Raw genomic sequence first — 271 nt, forward strand, 5'->3', positions numbered from 1 at the left:
GTAATAACAATATCGATTCTAACTCCCGTCTATGTATGTCATCAGCGGTGGCAGGACACAAACGTGCGTTTGGCGCTGATATCGTCCCCAGTAACTACGAGGATTTGGAAGCTTGCGATTTATTGGTGCTAGTCGGCTCCAATATGGCTTGGTGTCACCCTATATTGTTCGGGCGTTTCCTTACTGCCAAAAAAGCGGATGCTCATAAAAAACTTATAGTCATTGACCCGCGCCGTACTGACTCTTGCGAGTTTGCAGATTTACATTTGCC

1 protein-coding gene is annotated in these 271 nt (G+C 46.1%); it reads left to right on the forward strand.

Features of this window, described 5'->3' with window-relative positions; all coding sequences use genetic code 11:
* Window positions 1-271: molybdopterin-dependent oxidoreductase (locus AAEZ08_RS22950; RefSeq protein ID WP_500125182.1), on the forward strand; the 271-nt coding region annotated here is incomplete at both ends.

Source organism: Pseudomonas sp. E45-MNA-CIBAN-0222 (genome assembly GCF_040310405.1).
In the GTDB taxonomy this organism is placed as follows: domain Bacteria; phylum Pseudomonadota; class Gammaproteobacteria; order Pseudomonadales; family Pseudomonadaceae; genus Stutzerimonas; species Stutzerimonas stutzeri_AC.